This window comes from Xenorhabdus taiwanensis (genome assembly GCF_036512875.1).
In the GTDB taxonomy this organism is placed as follows: Bacteria; Pseudomonadota; Gammaproteobacteria; order Enterobacterales; family Enterobacteriaceae; genus Xenorhabdus; species Xenorhabdus taiwanensis.
On record NZ_AP028978.1, the window covers coordinates 2,117,420 to 2,135,069 of the forward strand.

The window sequence follows — 17,650 nt, forward strand, 5'->3', positions numbered from 1 at the left end:
AACCTGGCAAGAAATAAACCGCAGTTACTTTTCCTGTCTTTCCTCCACATGCCGCTTACTTTGAATTAAACGAATAGCAAAATAGAGATCCGGCACAACTATCAAATCTTCATCGCTGCGACTCAGTTTGTTCTGTTTAATCCAGCGATTCAGCTCTGTTCTGCGCCCTGCCAAAACCAATGTTACACCTTTCTCTTTTAATTCGGTGATTAACTCATCTAACACGGCAAAAACACTGACATCATCGTAGGTAAAACTAACCGTCGCATCGACCACTAACCACACAGGACTATTTGCAGCACTGTTCACATGCTGTAAGACGCGTTTTTTAAAATATCCAACGTTAAAATAAGTGAGAGGAGAATTAAAGCGGTAGATCATAATACCATCTACAGGTTTGATATCATTATGCTGACGGATAGAACGAACCATACCTTGGTCATTTACTCCCAATAATTGATCCGAAGGCCGAAAAACTATCCGCAAAAATTGCAATAACCCCAACAAAACAGCAAAACCGATACCATCGATCACTCCCACCAGCAAGACGGCAATTAACGTAAAAATTGACAGAGTAAAAGCCTGACGATTACGTTTCCGATAAGACCAAAGATTCTTTAAACTCAATAAAGACCAAGTGGAAAAGATCAAAACAATACCCAGTGATGACAGCGGGATATACACCAAAAATTCTGTCATAAATAGTAATACCAGCAAAATGGCACAAGCCGCTATCACCGACACCATTTGCGTTTTACCACCCAGCGCATCATTGACCGCAGTACGGCTACCCGCAGCACTGACAGCAAAACCTTGTGATAATGACGAAGCAATATTAGCGATACCCAGTGCCCTAAGTTCCAGATCTGCATCGACTTGGTAGCCATTTTTACTGGCAAAACTACGAGCAGTCATCATAAAACTGACGAAACTGATCACCGTTAAGTTAATGGAAGGAACAACTAAATCACGTATGATACCGGGTTCAAATTCGGGTACAGGAACAATAGGCAAACCGCTTCCCATACTCCCTACAATCTGGATACCATATTGGCTGAGTTCAAATTTCCAACTGATATAAGTCGATACAATCATTGCCACTAGGGGTGCAGGCCAACTCGGACGGAGAAAATGGACACTAAGCAGTACCAGCAGCGTCATTACTGACACCCCTACCGTCGGCCAGTGAGATTCTAATAATTTACGGGGAAGTGCAATCAATCGTTCAATCAATTCCACAGGTAACCCAGACAGCCCAAAAACTTTAGCCAACTGATCAGCCATAATGGTAATCGCTACACCATTAATAAAGCCTTTTAAAATGGGACGAGATATAAAATCAGCGAAAGCGCCTAATCGAAAATGGCTAGCCAAAATACACCAAAATCCCGTCATTAACGTCATAACTATCGCAAGCTGCCAACGAACATGCTCATTCCCCAATGCCAATGGTGTAACAGCTGCGGCAATAACAGCACAAGTTGCAGCATCAGGTCCAACAATCAACTGCCGCGAAGTACCGAACAGTGCATACGCAAACATTGGTAAAATACAGGTATATAAACCAATAATGGCGCTAATCCCCATTAATTCAGCATAAGCTATCGCAACAGGCAGCGCTACTGCGGCAACAGAGAGACCAGCTCGCATATCATGGCTAAAATATTCTCTACGATAATGACAGATATTTCCCAAGCCTGGCATCCAGCGATGTAATCTTTCCCACAACATGGCCTTTATGTCCTTTGGTGAAAATGGAACCTAGTTATAATGCGTTAATGCGTTGCTAAATGAAAACTCACAAGCTTCTCCTCTCCCACACTTAGCTTGTTGTTCATTGTGATAAAATTATCCAAGCAACTGAAAAATGTTTTTTACCTGATAAATAAACCATTTCATTGAGATCTGGTACACTCTGGCACAAATTCAAAAACATGCCATCATTGACTTCACAATGGGTTAAATTTATGAAACAACTTTTAGACTTTTTGCCACTAGTCGTTTTCTTCGTCGTCTACAAAATGTACGACATCTTCTATGCATCTGGTGCTTTGATTGCAGCAACAGGATTAGCTGTTGTTATTACTTATCTAATTTATCGTAGAGTTGAAAAATCATCCTTAATTACATTTGTTATGGTTTCTGTTTTCGGCACTCTGACACTGGCTTTCCACAGTGATTTATTTATTAAATGGAAAGTAACTGTAATTTATGCCATTTTTGCTCTGGTACTACTTATCAGCCAATGGGTGATGAAAAAACCGTTAATTCAACGGATGTTAGGCAAGGAGCTAGAATTACCTGATTTTGTCTGGAACAAACTAAATATGGCGTGGGCAATCTTCTTTATTGCCTGTGCATTAGCAAATATTTATGTCGCTTTCTGGCTACCCCAGGATGTTTGGGTAAACTTTAAAGTGTTCGGATTAACGGCATTGACACTAGTCTTTACTGTATTGAGTGTGGTATATATCTACCGTCATCTGCCTCGCGAACAAAAATAATATAATGACCTTCATATGGATACCTGCCGATGCAGCGGCAGGTATTGTTGTATTCACCAAATAAAGCAAGTTTTCTAATGACACAACAACAATGCTTACCAAACGGAGAATTGGTTCTCCGTACACTGGCCATGCCCGCTGATACTAATGCCAATGGGGATATTTTCGGTGGCTGGCTGATGTCTCAAATGGATATTGGCGGCGCAATTTTGGCAAAAGAGATTGCTCTGGGACGCGTAGTAACTGTTAGCGTAAATGGCATCAGTTTTCTGAAACCGGTTGCGGTAGGTGACGTCGTATGTTGCTACGCCCGTTGTCTTAAAACGGGAAATTCATCTATTACCATTCATATTGAGGTTTGGGTGAAAAAAGTGGCTTCTGAGCCAGTCGGTCAGCGTTATCGTGCAACAGAAGCAGTTTTCACCTATGTTGCCGTTGATGAAAATAACTCTTCCCGTCCTTTGCCTGAAGATAAAAGACACTTTAAATTGGAAAGCAGTGATTCAGAGTCATAATTCATTTTGCTGATGAAGTTAGGGGATGCTTTACATCCCCTATTCAGGAAAGAGACGTTTTGGTAAGTTAAGATTGTGAAACACCAGTCGTTTTAAACTCGATAGTCGTTATATGCCCGATAGCAGGAATTTTTTCATAACGCCATCTTCTCATCGCTTTTTTCACTTCACGTTCAAAGATATTTTTCGGATTGGCAGAAATAATTTCAATATTCTTAACTCGACCATTTTCATCAATATCAAATTTTACCTTTACCGTCCCCTCAGTTCCTAACTGTAGTGCTCTGGATGGGTAAACGGGATCTGGCCTATTCAATGCCTTTGGTCCGCTCTGTACTCCTGCTTTTTCACTAATGATATGGTGCTCCGATTTTTGATCATCCAAATTCTTCGCCGTCTGAGTTTCTTGATCAGAAATAGATTTCAGCGGTTGTTCTGAAGTTTTTTCTGTCTTTTTCTCTCTTGGCTTAACTTCTTTTTTGACAATTTTTTTCTTTTCAGGTTTAGGCTTAGGCAGAGCAATTTCCGCAATGGGTTCAGGTTCTGGCTCAGGAAGCGATTCAGGCACGGCAGATTTGGAGACAGGTGCCTCTTCAGCCGCCAATTGAATCATGGCAACAGACATAGGCATAACTTCTGTCTGTTCTCCTGGTTTAATGGCATGGAAAAGTGCCGCAGCAATAGAAATGTGTAAACAAACGGAAAGTAGTATCGGCCAATGTATCCAACGCATAAGAGAATTCTTGCTTAGCAACATGATAGTCAGTTTTAGATAGATATTAGTTTAAATGCAAATGACTATCATATTCAATAAAGATTCAAAAACATCTATCCTTAGCTTGTATCTTGCAAGTTCGTTTTTGATGCGACGTCAAATATTAACTCTCTTATCGTCAATAATAATTTTTGATATCGTTCGGGATAATTCTTAAAAACTGAATGAACTTCGTTACGTTGAAGTGCTTTCATAAGGTTACTGGTATTAAATCCACTCTACATTCTGGGTGAATAGAATCGATCTACGACTCTTATAAGCATCTGCCTTACGCAGTGCGTATATTCGTAAATTACGACGTGACTGCCCTTCCAACCAACGACGGCGGCGACAGATACCTTGTCGGTGCATTCTCCAGCGCCCTACTTCTCTTTTACTGTGTTTCATATGTATTCCAGACTGACTCTCTCATTGAGTGGATAACATTATTCTTAATTGTCACTATTAGCGATGTCAACCCATTGCTAATCTACTCCCTGACTCTGGGTATAATAGTACATTGTTCGAAATCACCAGATTAATAACCATCATCAACCATTCATGATTTATTTATATCAATTTGTATATATTGCATACAGATTATGAAGTTAAGCCATAGCTATAAGTGGCTAAATAATAATGATATTTATCATAATTAGCGCTTTTTTGCTAAAATTACATTCTGTTCAATTAATGATATTAAGTTGATAGTTTGCCCGAATTTCTAGAAACTTACGGCAATGACTGCATTAAATATTTAAATAAATAGGGTTGATTGCCATATATGACAACTTTCTACTCTGTACTGAGCTGGCTGGCGATTTTTTTCTACTGGCTGATTATTGCCGGTATCACTATTCGAGTTTTGATGAAACGTCGTCCAGTGACATCAGCAATGACGTGGTTACTTATTATTTACATTTTTCCTTTAGTCGGAATCGTTGCTTACTTATCATTCGGCGAATTACATCTTGGCAAACGCAGGGTTGAGCAAGCCAGACAAATGCGCTCATCAGTAGCCAAATGGTTAGCCGAGTTAAGAAACTCCCCTCAAATTTTTGCCGATAGAAACAGTGAAGTCGCTACTCCACTGTTTCAACTGTGTGAGCGTCGACAAAAGATCAAAGGTGTCAGAGGCAACAAAATGCAATTAATGACATCTTATGATAACTCGCTAAAAGCGATTGTTCATGATATTGAAAATGCCAAATACAATATCGAGATGGTGTTTTATATATGGCAATCCGGAGGGCTGGTTGATCAGGTCACTGATGCTCTGATGCACGCTGCCAAACGCGGTGTCAAATGTCGAATCATGGTAGATTCGGCAGGAAGCTGGCAATTTTTCCGTAGCCCTTATCCTGATATTATGCGCAAAGCAGGTATTGAATTTGTCGAGTCGCTAAAAGTGAATATCTTCCGTTTATTCTTGCGTCGTATGGACTTACGCCAGCATAGAAAAATTATTCTGATCGATAATCATATTTCATACACCGGCAGCATGAATATGGTTGATCCCCGTTTTTTTAAACAAGATGCAGGAGTCGGTCAATGGGTCGATATCATGGTAAGAATGGAAGGCCCTGTTACGACAACACTGGGGATCATTTACGCTTTTGACTGGGAAATGGAAACAAGACAGCGGCATCTTCCTCCTTCACCTGAGTGTGTCACTATGCCCTTCGAACAAACCAGTGGTCATATAGCTCAAGTTATTGCTTCCGGGCCAGGGTTCCCTGATGAATTGATCCAACAATCCCTGATGACTGCTATTTTTGCTGCCCGCAAACAGCTTATTCTTACTACCCCGTATTTTGTTCCCAGTGATGATTTAATGCATGCGATTTGCACTGCGGCTATGCGCGGTGTTGATGTCAGTATCATCGTGCCCAGCCAAAATAACTCATTTCTTGTTCGCTGGGCCAGTCGGGCGTTTTTTTCGGAATTACTGGAAGCCGGCGTGAAAATTTATCAATTTGAAGATGGTCTGCTGCACACTAAAAGTGTCTTAGTCGATGGGCAGCTCAGTATGGTCGGTTCGGTCAATTTAGATATGCGCAGCTTGTGGCTGAATTTTGAAATTACAGTGGTAATTGATGATGAACACTTTGGCAATGATTTAACCCTAGTTCAGCAAGACTATATTATGCGTTCAACATTGCTTGCAAACAATAAATGGGAAAAACGTCCTGTTTGGCACCGTATCCTTGAACGTATCTGTTACTTTTTCAGTCCGCTTTTATAATTCATGACAGAAAACAAATTGACCAGTCACTTTCTTAACATGAATATTTTCATCACGAATAACAGTATTCATTCAATACAGAACATGTTTTAATTTTATCTTGTGATTAATCTCGGACCTTGCATCATGGAAAATCAACCGACACATTCTATGAAATTTGACTTAAATAACCGAATAACTGAAGATGAAGCGCTTGAAAAAGCCTATGATATCTTTTTGGAACAAGCCCTTGCTCATCTCGATCCGGCTGACAGCCTATTGTTTAATTTACAATTTGAAGAACGAGGCGGTGTTGAATTATTGGAACCTTCAGACGTCTGGTTTGAACATGTTGATTTTGATTTGGATCCAAACTTTTTTTCAGAAGTCATTATTGGTCTGGCTGAATCAGACGATGCCGAAATTGATGATATTTTTGCCCGTGTCTTGATCTGCCGGGAAAAATCTCACTCCATCTGCCATATCCTATGGAAAGAATAATCAGACAGCCCTGCCTAAGACACCTCCCTGAACGGTAAAAATGCCCTCATTTTGATTTTGAGGGCATTGAATTTTAATTCGTAACAGAATCTAACGGGTTAGAGTGGATCAACCTTAAGGCAAGACACCGCATGTTTAAAACTTCCTTCAAGCAACGGTCGAGTCTTGGCACATTCAGCATCAGCCATTGGGCAGCGAGTGCGGAATACACATCCAGACGGGGGATCAATCGGTGAAGGCAGTTCTCCTTCCAACAATTCAATATGCTTGTTACGCTCTTTGTCTGGATCAGGGATCGGCACCGCCGACATAAGCGCCCGCGTATATGGATGCAACGGATTATGATAAACCTCGTCGTAAGTACCTAATTCTACAGCATTCCCCAAATACATCACCAAAACGCGGTCTGATATGTGTTTTACTATTGATAGGTCATGGGCAATAAATATCAGGGAAAGTCCCATTTCCCGCTGTAATTCCTGCAACAAATTAACAACTTGTGCCTGAATGGAAACATCCAATGCTGAAACAGGTTCGTCGCAGATAACTAATTTAGGTTCCAGAATCAAGGCGCGGGCAATGCCAATACGCTGGCATTGTCCGCCAGAGAATTCATGCGGGTAACGGTTTATCAGGTTAGGCAACAATCCTACCCGCATCATCATTTTTTGAACTTTTTCTTTTACTTCCCCGTCTTTCATTTTGGGGTAATACGTTTTCAATGGCTCTGCAATAATATCACCAATGGTCATACGCGGATTCAGCGATGCCAGAGGGTCTTGAAAAATCATCTGAATATCATTGCGAATATCCCGCCATTGTTTGTCATTCATATTCAGCAGATTTTGACCAAGCCAGGTGACGCCGCCGCCAGATGCTTTTACTAACCCAATGACTGCTCTGGCAAGTGTTGATTTCCCGCAGCCAGATTCTCCTACAACGCCCAGCGTCTCACCTTCATATAGCCTTAAGGTAACACCATCTACCGCTTTTAAGGTTTTTGCCGGCTGCCAGAACCACTGTTTCCCATCTTTAATATCAAAATAAACTTTGAGGTCATCAACTTCCAATAAGACACGTTTTTCAGCTATTGTGCTCATACTAATTCCTCCTGGCGTTTAAAGCAGGCACGCAAGCGCCCAAGGCCAAATTTCTCCAACTGGGGTTCCTCACGAACACAATGCTCTGTGGCAAATTGACAACGCGGCTGGAATGGGCATCCCTTTGGTAAACGCAATAAATTGGGAGGATTGCCTTGAATCGTTTCCAATGATTCCTCATTACCATCCAGACGAGGAACAGCATTCAATAACCCGATAGAGTATGGATGTGTAGGTCGGTAAAATACGTCACGTGCCGTGCCATATTCCATCGTTCTTCCGGCATACATAACTAATACTTTGTCACAAATACCTGCAACTACCCCCAGATCATGGGTAATCATGATGATGGCCGTGTTAAACTCTTTTTTCAGCTCGTTAAGCAACGTCATAATCTGTGCCTGAACGGTCACGTCCAATGCCGTTGTCGGTTCATCGGCTATCAACAACTTAGGCTGACATAATAACGCCATCGCAATCATGACTCGTTGACGCATACCACCAGAGAATTCATGAGGGTACATTTTCATACGCTTACGCGCCTCTGGCATCTTAACGGCATCCAGCATACGAATCGATTCCTCAAAAGCTTCGCTTTTACTCATACGCTTGTGCAACATCAATACTTCTGTTAATTGATCACCCACTCGCATATAAGGGTTAAGCGAAGTCATGGGATCTTGAAATATCATTGATATCTCTTCGGCCCGCATCCGGTTCAGCTCTTTTTCTTTCAGATTGAGGATCTCTCGTCCACTGAAATTGGCAGAACCACTGACCGAACCATTGCTGGCCAACAACCCCATTAATGCAAATGCCGTCTGCGATTTTCCAGAGCCAGATTCTCCTACGATCCCCAGTGTTTCTCCGGCCTGTAAGTCAAAATTCAATTTATTTACGGCAGTCACATTACCGTCAGGAGTGCTGAATACGACATTTAGGTCTCTTACCGATAAGAGTGATTCAACATTTTTCGAAGTTTCTACGCTATTCATAGGCTCTCCTTAACGGTCTTTCGGATCGAGGGCATCTCGCAGGCCGTCACCAATAAAGTTAAAACAAAACAGGGTCATTACCAGAAAGCCTGCCGGAAATAACAGTAACCACGGAGCTACTTCCATTGAGTTGGCGCCATCACTTAACAACGCTCCCCAACTGCTGAGGGGTTCCTGAGTTCCCAAACCAAGGAAGCTTAAGAAGGATTCAAACAGGATCATGCTAGGTACAAGTAATGAGGCATAAACCACCACAACACCTAATACGTTCGGCACGATATGGCGCAAAACGATATTACGGGTAGAAACCCCACAAACCAACGCCGCTTCGATGAATTCTTTGCGTTTTAGACTCAGAGTCTGACCACGGACGATACGTGCCATGTCCAGCCACGACACCATGCCGATTGCAACGAAAATCAACAGGATGTTTTGACCAAAGAAAGTAACCAGAAGGATAACGAAGAACATGAATGGGAAAGAGTTGAGGATTTCCAACAAACGCATCATAACCATGTCAGTTTTGCCACCAAGATAGCCTGACATCGCACCATACAAAGTGCCAAATAACACGGCAATTAAAGCGGCGGCAATCCCGACCATCAATGAAATACGTCCGCCAATGGCAACACGTACCAGCAGGTCACGCCCTGATGAATCGGTGCCAAAATAGTGTCTGGATTCAAAATCCGGCGGCATCGTCATCATATTCCAATCTGTATCATCGTAAGCAAATTGGGACAACATCGGGGCTAAGATCACAAATAATGTGATCAGGAATAGAATACATAAACTCGTAATCGCCGCCTTGTTATGCATAAAACGGCGACGTGCATCCTGCCACAAACTGCGGCCTTCAATTTCCAGTTGCTCAGAAAAGTTTTCCAGAGCTTCGCTATTTTTTTTATTCAGTAACATTGCGTGCTCCAGTTCTAATAACGAATTTTCGGATCAATGACGGCATACAGCACATCAACGATGGCATTAAACATAATGGTCAAGCTCCCCACCAGAATCGTCAAACTAAGTACCAGTGAGTAATCACGGTTTAATGCGCCATTGACAAACAATTGTCCCAAGCCAGGTAAACCGAAAATAGTTTCGATAACCATTGAACCCGTAATGATGCCTACGAACGCGGGTCCCATGTAAGAGATAACGGGTAATAAGGCAGGTTTTAACGCATGACGAAAAATAATCTTTCGCAATGGTAAACCCTTGGCTCGTGCCGTACGAATAAAATTGGAATGCAAGACTTCTATCATGGAACCGCGGGTAATACGGGATATACTGGCAATATAAGAGAGGGAAAGTGCAACCATTGGCAAGAGCATATATTTAGGTGCCCCGCCATTCCAGCCTCCTCCCGGCAGCCATTTTAATGTGATGGCGAATATCAAAACTAATAAGGGGGCAACCACGAAACCAGGGATCACGACCCCTGTCATGGCAAACCCCATTACCGTGTAATCCCATTTTGTATTCTGGTTCAATGCCGCAATAACCCCTGCACTGACACCGAATATTACCGCCATAACAAAGGCAGCAAATCCTAATTTAGCAGAAACAGGCAAAGCTTCTGCAACCAGATCATTGACACTATAGTCTTTATATTTGAATGAAGGGCCAAAATCCCCTTTAGAGAGCTGGATTAAGTAGTTGAAATATTGTTTATAAATAGGATCATTTAGATGATATTTCGCTTCAATATTTGCCATAACTTCTGGCGGTAGCTTCCTTTCCCCTGTAAATGGGCTACCCGGAGCAAGGCGCATCATAAAAAACGAAATAGTAATAAGTATAAAAAGTGTCGGGATCGCCTCTAAGCAGCGACGTAAAATAAATTTTAGCATTGCCCGTTCCTACTGTTTAGCCAAACCGTGGCTTTTAATTATTTAACAAGCAGGCGACCCAATTAGATCACCTGCTAATTCCTAATGTTTTATTATGTACAGATCTTTAGTATGCAGGTTTTCCAATGGATCTTTACCGGTATAACCACCTACATAGGGTTTCACTAAACGGGTACTCGCATAGTAAAAAAGAGGAACTATCGCTGAGTCTTTGTCCAATACAGCATTTGCCTTGGCATAAACCTCAGCACGCTCTTCATCTGTTTTGACTTCCAGAGATTGTTTCATCAAGGCATCAAATGCTTTGCTCTTATAGTGAGCGGTGTTATTGCTGCTATCAGATAACATCGAGTTCAGGAAAGAGGACGCTTCGTTGTAATCCGCACACCACCCTGCACGGGCAACGTCATAATTTCCCTGATGGCGGGAATCAAGAAAAGTTTTCCATTCTTGGTTTTCGAGGGAAACCTCAACACCAATATTCTTTTTCCAAATGGATGCCGCAGCAATGGCTAATTTTTTATGTAGATCAGAAGTGTTATACAAAAGATTAATTTTCAGAGGGTGATCTTTGGTAAAACCAGCTTCTGCCAGAAGTTTTTTCGCTTCTTCATTACGCTGCTGCTGATTCAACTTAACATACCAGTCTGGTTTCTCATCTTTGAAGTCAGCAATAAAGGGGGGAGTATAACCATAGGCCGGTGAGTCTCCCTGGTTCTTAACCTTATACGTTATGATATCGCGATCCATACCTAATTTCAGTGCAGTGCGCACACGGGGATCATCAAATGGGGGTTTTTGGTTATTTATTTCATAATAATAAGTACATAAATATGGGTTTACACGCAACTGTTCGGGAATGTCTTTTTTTAGTTTTTGAAATAGTTCGACCGGTAAGTTGGTATAAGTCATTTCAATTTCGCCAGCGCGATAGCGATTAGCATCCGTGACTTCAGACGAAATAGGCAAGAAAGTTACTTGATTAATGACCGTATTTTTATTGTCCCAATACGTTGGACTACGTTCAAGAACAAGGCGTTCGTTAATCATCCAACTCTTCGGTTTGTAAGCGCCATTACCGACAAAATTCTGTGGTTGTGTCCATCTCTCACCATATTTTTCAATTGTTGCACGATGAACCGGAGATGTCGTCGGGTGAACAAATAATTTGACTAAATAAGGAACTGCTTCACTGAGTGTTAATTGTAATGTATGGTCGTCTAATGCCTTAACGCCCAGTGCTTCCGGTTTTTGTTTACCTTTGATGACATCGTCGACATTAAGAATATGGGCATATTGAAGAAAACTTGCATAGGGGGACGCGGTATTTGGATCTGATATACGACGCCAGCTATAGACAAAATCCTGCGCAGTGACAGGGTCACCATTAGACCACTTTGCATCTTTACGCAGATGGAATGTCCAAACTTTGAAATCCTTATTTTCCCAACTTTCTGCAACTCCCGGTATAATTTTACCGTCAGGGTCATTGATTACCAGAGTTTCAAACAAATCACGCGCGATGTTAGATTCCGGTACACCTTCGATTTTATGTGGATCCAATGATTGGGGTTCAGAGGCATTGTTGCGAACCAACACTTGTTTCGCAGCATCTGCAAGTTGCACGCCAGCAGGCACTTGTGCTGCAAAGGCCTGCCCTCCGATCATCATGCCTAACGCTAATGTAATGCCAGTAGCCAGTTTTTTCTTTGTTGTGTTTATCATCTTATTCTTACTCCTATTGATATCATTTGACCTATTAAAGTTATGTCCACGCATTGGGATGGTTAATCCACATCCAAAAGGAACTATTTTATTTACGGTAAGATAATATTTCGTGGAGATGATTAGTTATTCACCTTTTTAATATATAAATTCTTTAGATCAACATAATCCATAGGATCTTTTCCTGTCATTCCCCCAACTGTCGGGCGAATGAGGCGCACACTGACGCGGTAATAAACGGGTATCAGTCCTGAATCTTTATCAAGCTGGGCTTCAGCTTGCTGATAAAATTCCTTACGTGTAGCGCCATCTTTGGCAGTCAGGGCATGGTTAAGATAGTTATCAAAAGTCTCACTTTGATAAAAAACGGTATTGTTACTACTACTTGACAGCAACATATTCAGGAAAGAAGAAGGTTCGTTATAATCGCCACACCATGTTGCCCTCGCAACATCATAATTCCCTTGATGGCGGTTCTGGAGCGAGGTTTTCCACTCCTGATTTTGCAACGTGACTTTTGCACCAATATTTTTCTGCCACATAGAAGCCGCAGCGATGGCTTGTTGTTTGTTTTGCTCGGTGGTGTTGTACAACAAGGTAAACTTAAGAGGATGACTGGCATCAAAACCCGCTTCTTTCAACAAATTCCTTGCCCGTTGATTACGTTGTTCCTGTGTCCAACTTGCCCATGCTGGATTAATGGACAATCCCCCCCCAATATAAATCGGAGTAAATCCATAAGCTGGAATTTGTCCCTGTGCCATAATTCTTTCGGTAATGATATCTCGATCAATACTCAGTTTTATGGCTTCACGCACCCGTTTATCTTTAAATAGTGGCTTCTGATTATTGATTTCGTAGTAAAACGTGCACAAATAAGGTGAAACTTGCAATTGTTCGGGGATATCCCGTTTCATTTTTTGGTATAAATCAGGAGGGATTGCATTGTCAGTGATATCAACTTCCCCACTACGATAACGATTAACATCACTAACGCCTGAGACAATGGGCAGGAAAGTGCCTTTTTCAATGATGGTTTCTTTATTGTTCCAATACTGGAGATTACGCGTTAAAACAATTCGCTCATTGACCACCCAATCCTTCAATGTATAAGCACCATTGCCAATATAATGTTCTGGCAAGGTCCATTTATTCCCCCATTTTTCAATGACATCTTGTCTGACGGGTTTCATCGCTGTATGACTCAACATATCGACCAGATAAGGAACTGGCTGGCTGAGTGTTACCTGGAAACGGTGATCATCCAGCGCTTTAACACCTAATTGTTCCGGTGATTTTATTCCTTTCAGAATATCGTCAACGTTTTGAATATAAGCATATTGCAAGTAACTGGTATAAGGCGACCCGGTGCTTGGATCAGCAAGCCGACGCCAACTGTAAACAAAATCCTGTGCAGTTACAGGCTTACCATCACTCCATTTGGCGTCGTTACGTAAATAGAATGTCCATACCTTATAACCTTCATTCTCCCATCTTTCTGCCACACCAGGTACAGTTTCACCATTTGGCCCAGTCGTTACCAATCCTTCCAGCAGATTGCGGATAATGTTAGTTTCTGGAGCACCTTCAACTTTATGAGGATCCAATGAAGTGACTTCAACACCATTGTTAACGGTTATTTCTTGTTTTTCAGCGAGTGTAACTCCTGCTGAAAGAGTTGCAGCGATACTCTGTGCAACAGGAAAAGATAATAAAACGATACTTGAAATCAACTGACCTAACTTTGATGTTTTTTTTCTCATATTTCACTCCAAGTTATAAACAGTAAATGAATCGTTTTTAATCTACTAACTCCAATAATTTACTTATCTTATTAACAAATGGTAATTAACCTACTAAAAAACTATGCCCACACAATAATTGTTATTTTTTGTAATGCTGTTATTAAAACATTAAGATCATTCGTTACTTTTGCATACAATACATTTGCAAAACTAATGTAACATAGTGATAATAATGGGTTTTATTCTGTTATCTCCATGCAATATTCGTGGAATATTATCAAAAGAGAAAATAAACATTATTTTAACAAAATGCAATCGCCACAGAGTAAAAGTACATCTTCATCACAAAACAATGATACAAGCCTACCAGTCAGATAAGATTATGAAATGCAAAAATAGTGTGGAAAATTACAGTATTATTTTAAGAAAATCACAGATCAAAAAGGAATAAAATATGAACAATGTTTCAAGAAAATGACAATCAAAAATGATGTTATCAACCAATTACACTTTAATCGATCATTTATTGGTTGATTTTTGGCTGATTTAACCCCCATTTAAGTATAAATTTTCAACTTATTACATTAATAATTTAAACAAATACATAAGCTATTTTTGCGATATCATAATAACCCAGGAAATAAAGCTAAACCCTTATGCCAAATATATTAATAATAATCCCACAATTCGAGTAATCACATTAATACCAGCCCACTGCAAAGTTAATAAATTGTATTTTCATAGTTAAATAATAAACTAATGCTCATTTCCCCCAGACACAATAGCTGAATTGAGTCAGCTTGATGTTTTCATGATCTAAATCACAATACAAATGCCTGTAAATGGTAAGCTGTATTCAACACAGGATTTCAAGGAAAGAAACTATTCCTATATTAATCATTTTGTTAAGCAATTTTTTAAGGCAATTAGCTATATTCACGATTAAATCTAAACGATTAATCTTATAATATTATTTAATAAATTAACAATCTCGCAGCTAATTGCCCTAAGAAATTTAACATCTGTCAGGAGTAATTTTTATGGCTGTAACTCACGTCGCAGAACTCAATGAATTAGTTGCTCGCGTAAAAAAAGCCCAGCATGAATTTGCCAATTTTTCTCAGGAACAAGTTGACCGAATTTTTCGGGCGGCGGCCCTTGCCGCTGCTGATGCCCGTATTCCCCTGGCAAAATTAGCCGTATCTGAATCAGGCATGGGAATTGTGGAAGATAAAGTGATCAAAAACCACTTTGCTTCAGAATATATTTATAACGCCTATAAAGATGATAAAACTTGCGGTATCTTATCGGAAGATAATACTTTCGGTACCATTACTATCGCTGAACCTATTGGCCTAATTTGCGCCATTATTCCAACAACAAATCCAACATCTACTGCAATTTTCAAAGCACTTATCAGCCTGAAAACCCGTAATGGTATTATTTTTTCCCCTCATCCACGAGCCAAAAAAGCGACCAACAATGCAGCAGAGATTGTCTTAAAGGCAGCGGTTGAAGCAGGCGCTCCAGAGGATATCATTGGCTGGATAGATGAACCTTCCGTTGAACTCTCAAATGCCTTAATGCACCACCCTGACATTAATCTGATTTTGGCAACAGGTGGTCCCGGCATGGTAAAAGCAGCCTATAGTTCAGGCAAACCCGCTATTGGTGTCGGTGCTGGCAATACCCCTGTCGTGATTGATGAGTTGGCCGATATCAAACGTGCCGTTGCATCTATCCTGATGTCTAAGACGTTTGATAACGGCGTGATTTGTGCTTCAGAACAATCTGTTATCGTCGTTGATTCTGTTTACGAGCAAGTCCGTGAACGTTTTTCAACTCACGGTGGGTATCTTCTCCAGGGAAAAGAGCTAAAGGCCATTCAAGATGTTATCCTGAAAAATGGTAACTTAAATGCAGAGATTGTTGGCCAGCCAGCAATAAAAATTGCTGGAATGGCCGGTATTAATGTCCCCGAAAACACTAAAATTCTTATTGGTGAAGTTACTCTGGCAGATGAAGCAGAGCCCTTTGCTCATGAAAAACTATCGCCATTGCTTGCCATGTACCGTGGTAAAGATTTTGAAGATGCGGTCGAAAAAGCCGAGAAATTGGTTGAGATGGGGGGGATTGGACATACGTCATGTCTCTATACCGAACAAGATAATCAGGCAGAGCGTATTAAATACTTTGGCAACAAAATGAAGACCGCACGTATTTTAATCAACACACCGGCATCTCAAGGCGGGATTGGAGACCTGTATAACTTTAAGCTGTCCCCTTCTTTGACGCTGGGTTGTGGTTCTTGGGGAGGCAACTCTATTTCTGAAAATGTTGGGCCAAAACACCTGATCAACACAAAAACCATCGCCAAAAGAGCCGAAAATATGTTGTGGCACAAACTTCCAAAATCAATCTATTTCCGCCGCGGTTCTCTGCCTATTGCATTGGATGAAGTCGCTACCGATGGTGCTAAACGCGCTTTTATTGTAACAGACCGTTTCTTATTCAATCACGGTTATGCCGATCAGGTTATTAATGTCTTGAAATCTTACGACGTTGAAACTGAAGTATTTTTTGAAGTCAAAGCAGATCCAACATTAAGTATCGTTCGCAAAGGTACTGAACAAATGCATCTGTTTAAACCGGATGTCATCATTGCCCTTGGCGGCGGTTCCCCGATGGATGCAGCTAAAATTATGTGGGTGATGTATGAGCATCCAGAAACACATTTTGAGGAACTGGCTCTGCGCTTTATGGATATCCGTAAACGTATCTATAAGTTCCCGAAAATGGGTGTAAAAGCTAAACTGATCGCCATTACTACCACTTCAGGCACTGGTTCAGAAGTCACGCCTTTCGCGGTTGTTACCGATGACGTAACCGGGCAGAAATATCCTTTGGCAGACTACGCACTCACCCCTGATATGGCGATTGTTGACGCAAACCTAGTCATGGATATGCCGAAATCACTATGTGCTTTTGGTGGCCTGGATGCAGTCACCCACGCACTGGAAGCCTACGTTTCTGTTTTAGCCAATGAATATTCTGATGGACAAGCACTACAAGCATTAAAACTACTGAAAGATTACCTGCCCGTTAGTTACCACAAAGGGGCAAAAAATCCCATTGCCCGCGAACGTGTCCATAATGCAGCAACGATAGCCGGTATTGCCTTTGCTAATGCATTCTTGGGCGTATGCCACTCTATGGCTCACAAGCTTGGCTCTGAGTTTCATATCCCACATGGCTTAGCGAATGCACTGTTAATTTGTAACGTAATCCGCTATAACGCTAATGATAATCCAACCAAACAGACTGCCTTCAGCCAATATGACCGCCCACAAGCACGACGTCGCTATGCGGAAATTGCAGATCATCTGGGACTAACCTCATCAGATGATCGTACCGCTGCCAAGATTGAAAAACTATTGGCTTGGCTGGAAGAAATGAAGTCTCAGCTAGACATTCCAGCTTCAGTTCGTGAAACAGGTGTGCAAGAAGCTGACTTCCTGGCAAAAATCGACAAGCTTGCAGAAGACGCATTTGATGACCAATGCACCGGTGCAAATCCGCGCTACCCATTAATTTCTGAGTTGAAACAACTGCTGCTAGATTCTTTTTATGGCCGTAAATTCACCGAAGAAGACAAACTACAGGAAACCGTAAAATCAAATAGAAAAAATAATAAGAAAGAATAATAAATGACAGGCTGATGAATGTAACTTAAA

14 protein-coding genes are annotated in these 17,650 nt (G+C 41.2%); 5 read left to right on the forward strand and 9 right to left on the reverse strand.

Annotation, left to right across the window (positions count from 1 at the left end; translation table 11 throughout):
- Positions 1-24: 24 nt before the first annotated feature.
- Positions 25-1,731, reverse strand: coding sequence for a SulP family inorganic anion transporter (locus ACE1SE_RS09525; protein WP_374050693.1), 1,707 nt, complete (start codon positions 1,729-1,731; stop codon positions 25-27).
- Between the two features lie 236 nt (positions 1,732-1,967).
- Here ACE1SE_RS09525 and ACE1SE_RS09530 point away from each other — a divergent pair, with 236 nt between their 5' ends.
- Entirely contained in the window at positions 1,968-2,504 is a 537-nt protein-coding gene (locus tag ACE1SE_RS09530; RefSeq protein WP_374050694.1) for a septation protein A, read from the forward strand.
- A 77-nt stretch (positions 2,505-2,581) separates the two neighbouring features.
- Positions 2,582-3,019: an acyl-CoA thioester hydrolase YciA gene (gene yciA / locus ACE1SE_RS09535; protein ID WP_374050695.1), complete on the forward strand. Its 438-nt coding sequence runs from the start codon at positions 2,582-2,584 to the stop codon at positions 3,017-3,019.
- A gap of 67 nt (positions 3,020-3,086) precedes the next feature.
- Here yciA and tonB read toward each other — a convergent pair whose 3' ends face one another.
- Both tonB and ACE1SE_RS09545 read right to left on the reverse strand, forming a co-directional pair.
- Positions 3,087-3,776 (reverse strand): TonB system transport protein TonB, encoded by a 690-nt coding sequence (gene tonB / locus ACE1SE_RS09540; RefSeq protein ID WP_374050696.1) that lies wholly within the window; start codon positions 3,774-3,776, stop codon positions 3,087-3,089.
- Positions 3,777-4,001: 225 nt separating this feature from the next.
- Positions 4,002-4,181, reverse strand: coding sequence for a YciY family protein (locus ACE1SE_RS09545; protein ID WP_374050697.1), 180 nt, complete (start codon positions 4,179-4,181; stop codon positions 4,002-4,004).
- 376 nt (positions 4,182-4,557) lie between these two features.
- Here ACE1SE_RS09545 and cls point away from each other — a divergent pair, with 376 nt between their 5' ends.
- Both cls and ACE1SE_RS09555 read left to right on the forward strand, forming a co-directional pair.
- Positions 4,558-6,018: a cardiolipin synthase gene (cls, locus tag ACE1SE_RS09550; protein WP_374050698.1), complete on the forward strand. Its 1,461-nt coding sequence runs from the start codon at positions 4,558-4,560 to the stop codon at positions 6,016-6,018.
- Between the two features lie 150 nt (positions 6,019-6,168).
- Entirely contained in the window at positions 6,169-6,498 is a 330-nt protein-coding gene (locus ACE1SE_RS09555; protein ID WP_374053634.1) for an HI1450 family dsDNA-mimic protein, read from the forward strand.
- 98 nt (positions 6,499-6,596) lie between these two features.
- Here ACE1SE_RS09555 and oppF read toward each other — a convergent pair whose 3' ends face one another.
- From oppF to ACE1SE_RS09585, 6 genes are all read right to left on the reverse strand, one after another.
- Positions 6,597-7,598 carry a murein tripeptide/oligopeptide ABC transporter ATP binding protein OppF gene (oppF, locus tag ACE1SE_RS09560; protein WP_374050699.1) on the reverse strand — a complete coding sequence of 334 codons (1,002 nt, stop codon included), beginning with the start codon at positions 7,596-7,598 and terminating at the stop codon, positions 6,597-6,599.
- The gene (locus ACE1SE_RS09565) at positions 7,595-8,593 is read right to left on the reverse strand and encodes an ABC transporter ATP-binding protein (RefSeq protein WP_374050700.1); all 999 of its coding nucleotides are present in this window, start codon (positions 8,591-8,593) and stop codon (positions 7,595-7,597) included. Before ACE1SE_RS09565 ends, oppF begins: the two co-directional genes overlap by 4 nt.
- Before the next feature lie 9 nt (positions 8,594-8,602).
- Positions 8,603-9,511 (reverse strand): oligopeptide ABC transporter permease OppC, encoded by a 909-nt coding sequence (oppC, locus tag ACE1SE_RS09570; RefSeq protein WP_374050701.1) that lies wholly within the window; start codon positions 9,509-9,511, stop codon positions 8,603-8,605.
- Positions 9,512-9,525: 14 nt separating this feature from the next.
- Positions 9,526-10,446, reverse strand: a complete 921-nt coding sequence (oppB, locus tag ACE1SE_RS09575; RefSeq protein WP_374050702.1) for an oligopeptide ABC transporter permease OppB — start codon at positions 10,444-10,446, stop codon at positions 9,526-9,528.
- Positions 10,447-10,527: 81 nt separating this feature from the next.
- Positions 10,528-12,171, reverse strand: a complete 1,644-nt coding sequence (gene oppA / locus ACE1SE_RS09580; RefSeq protein ID WP_374050703.1) for an oligopeptide ABC transporter substrate-binding protein OppA — start codon at positions 12,169-12,171, stop codon at positions 10,528-10,530.
- Between the two features lie 122 nt (positions 12,172-12,293).
- Positions 12,294-13,934, reverse strand: a complete 1,641-nt coding sequence (locus ACE1SE_RS09585) for an ABC transporter substrate-binding protein (protein ID WP_374050704.1) — start codon at positions 13,932-13,934, stop codon at positions 12,294-12,296.
- A 1,022-nt stretch (positions 13,935-14,956) separates the two neighbouring features.
- On the opposite strand from ACE1SE_RS09585, the gene adhE reads away from it, so the two are divergent.
- A complete protein-coding gene (gene adhE, locus ACE1SE_RS09590; RefSeq protein ID WP_374050705.1) occupies positions 14,957-17,620 on the forward strand; it encodes a bifunctional acetaldehyde-CoA/alcohol dehydrogenase in 2,664 nt (887 codons plus the stop codon).
- Positions 17,621-17,650: the final 30 nt, after the last annotated feature.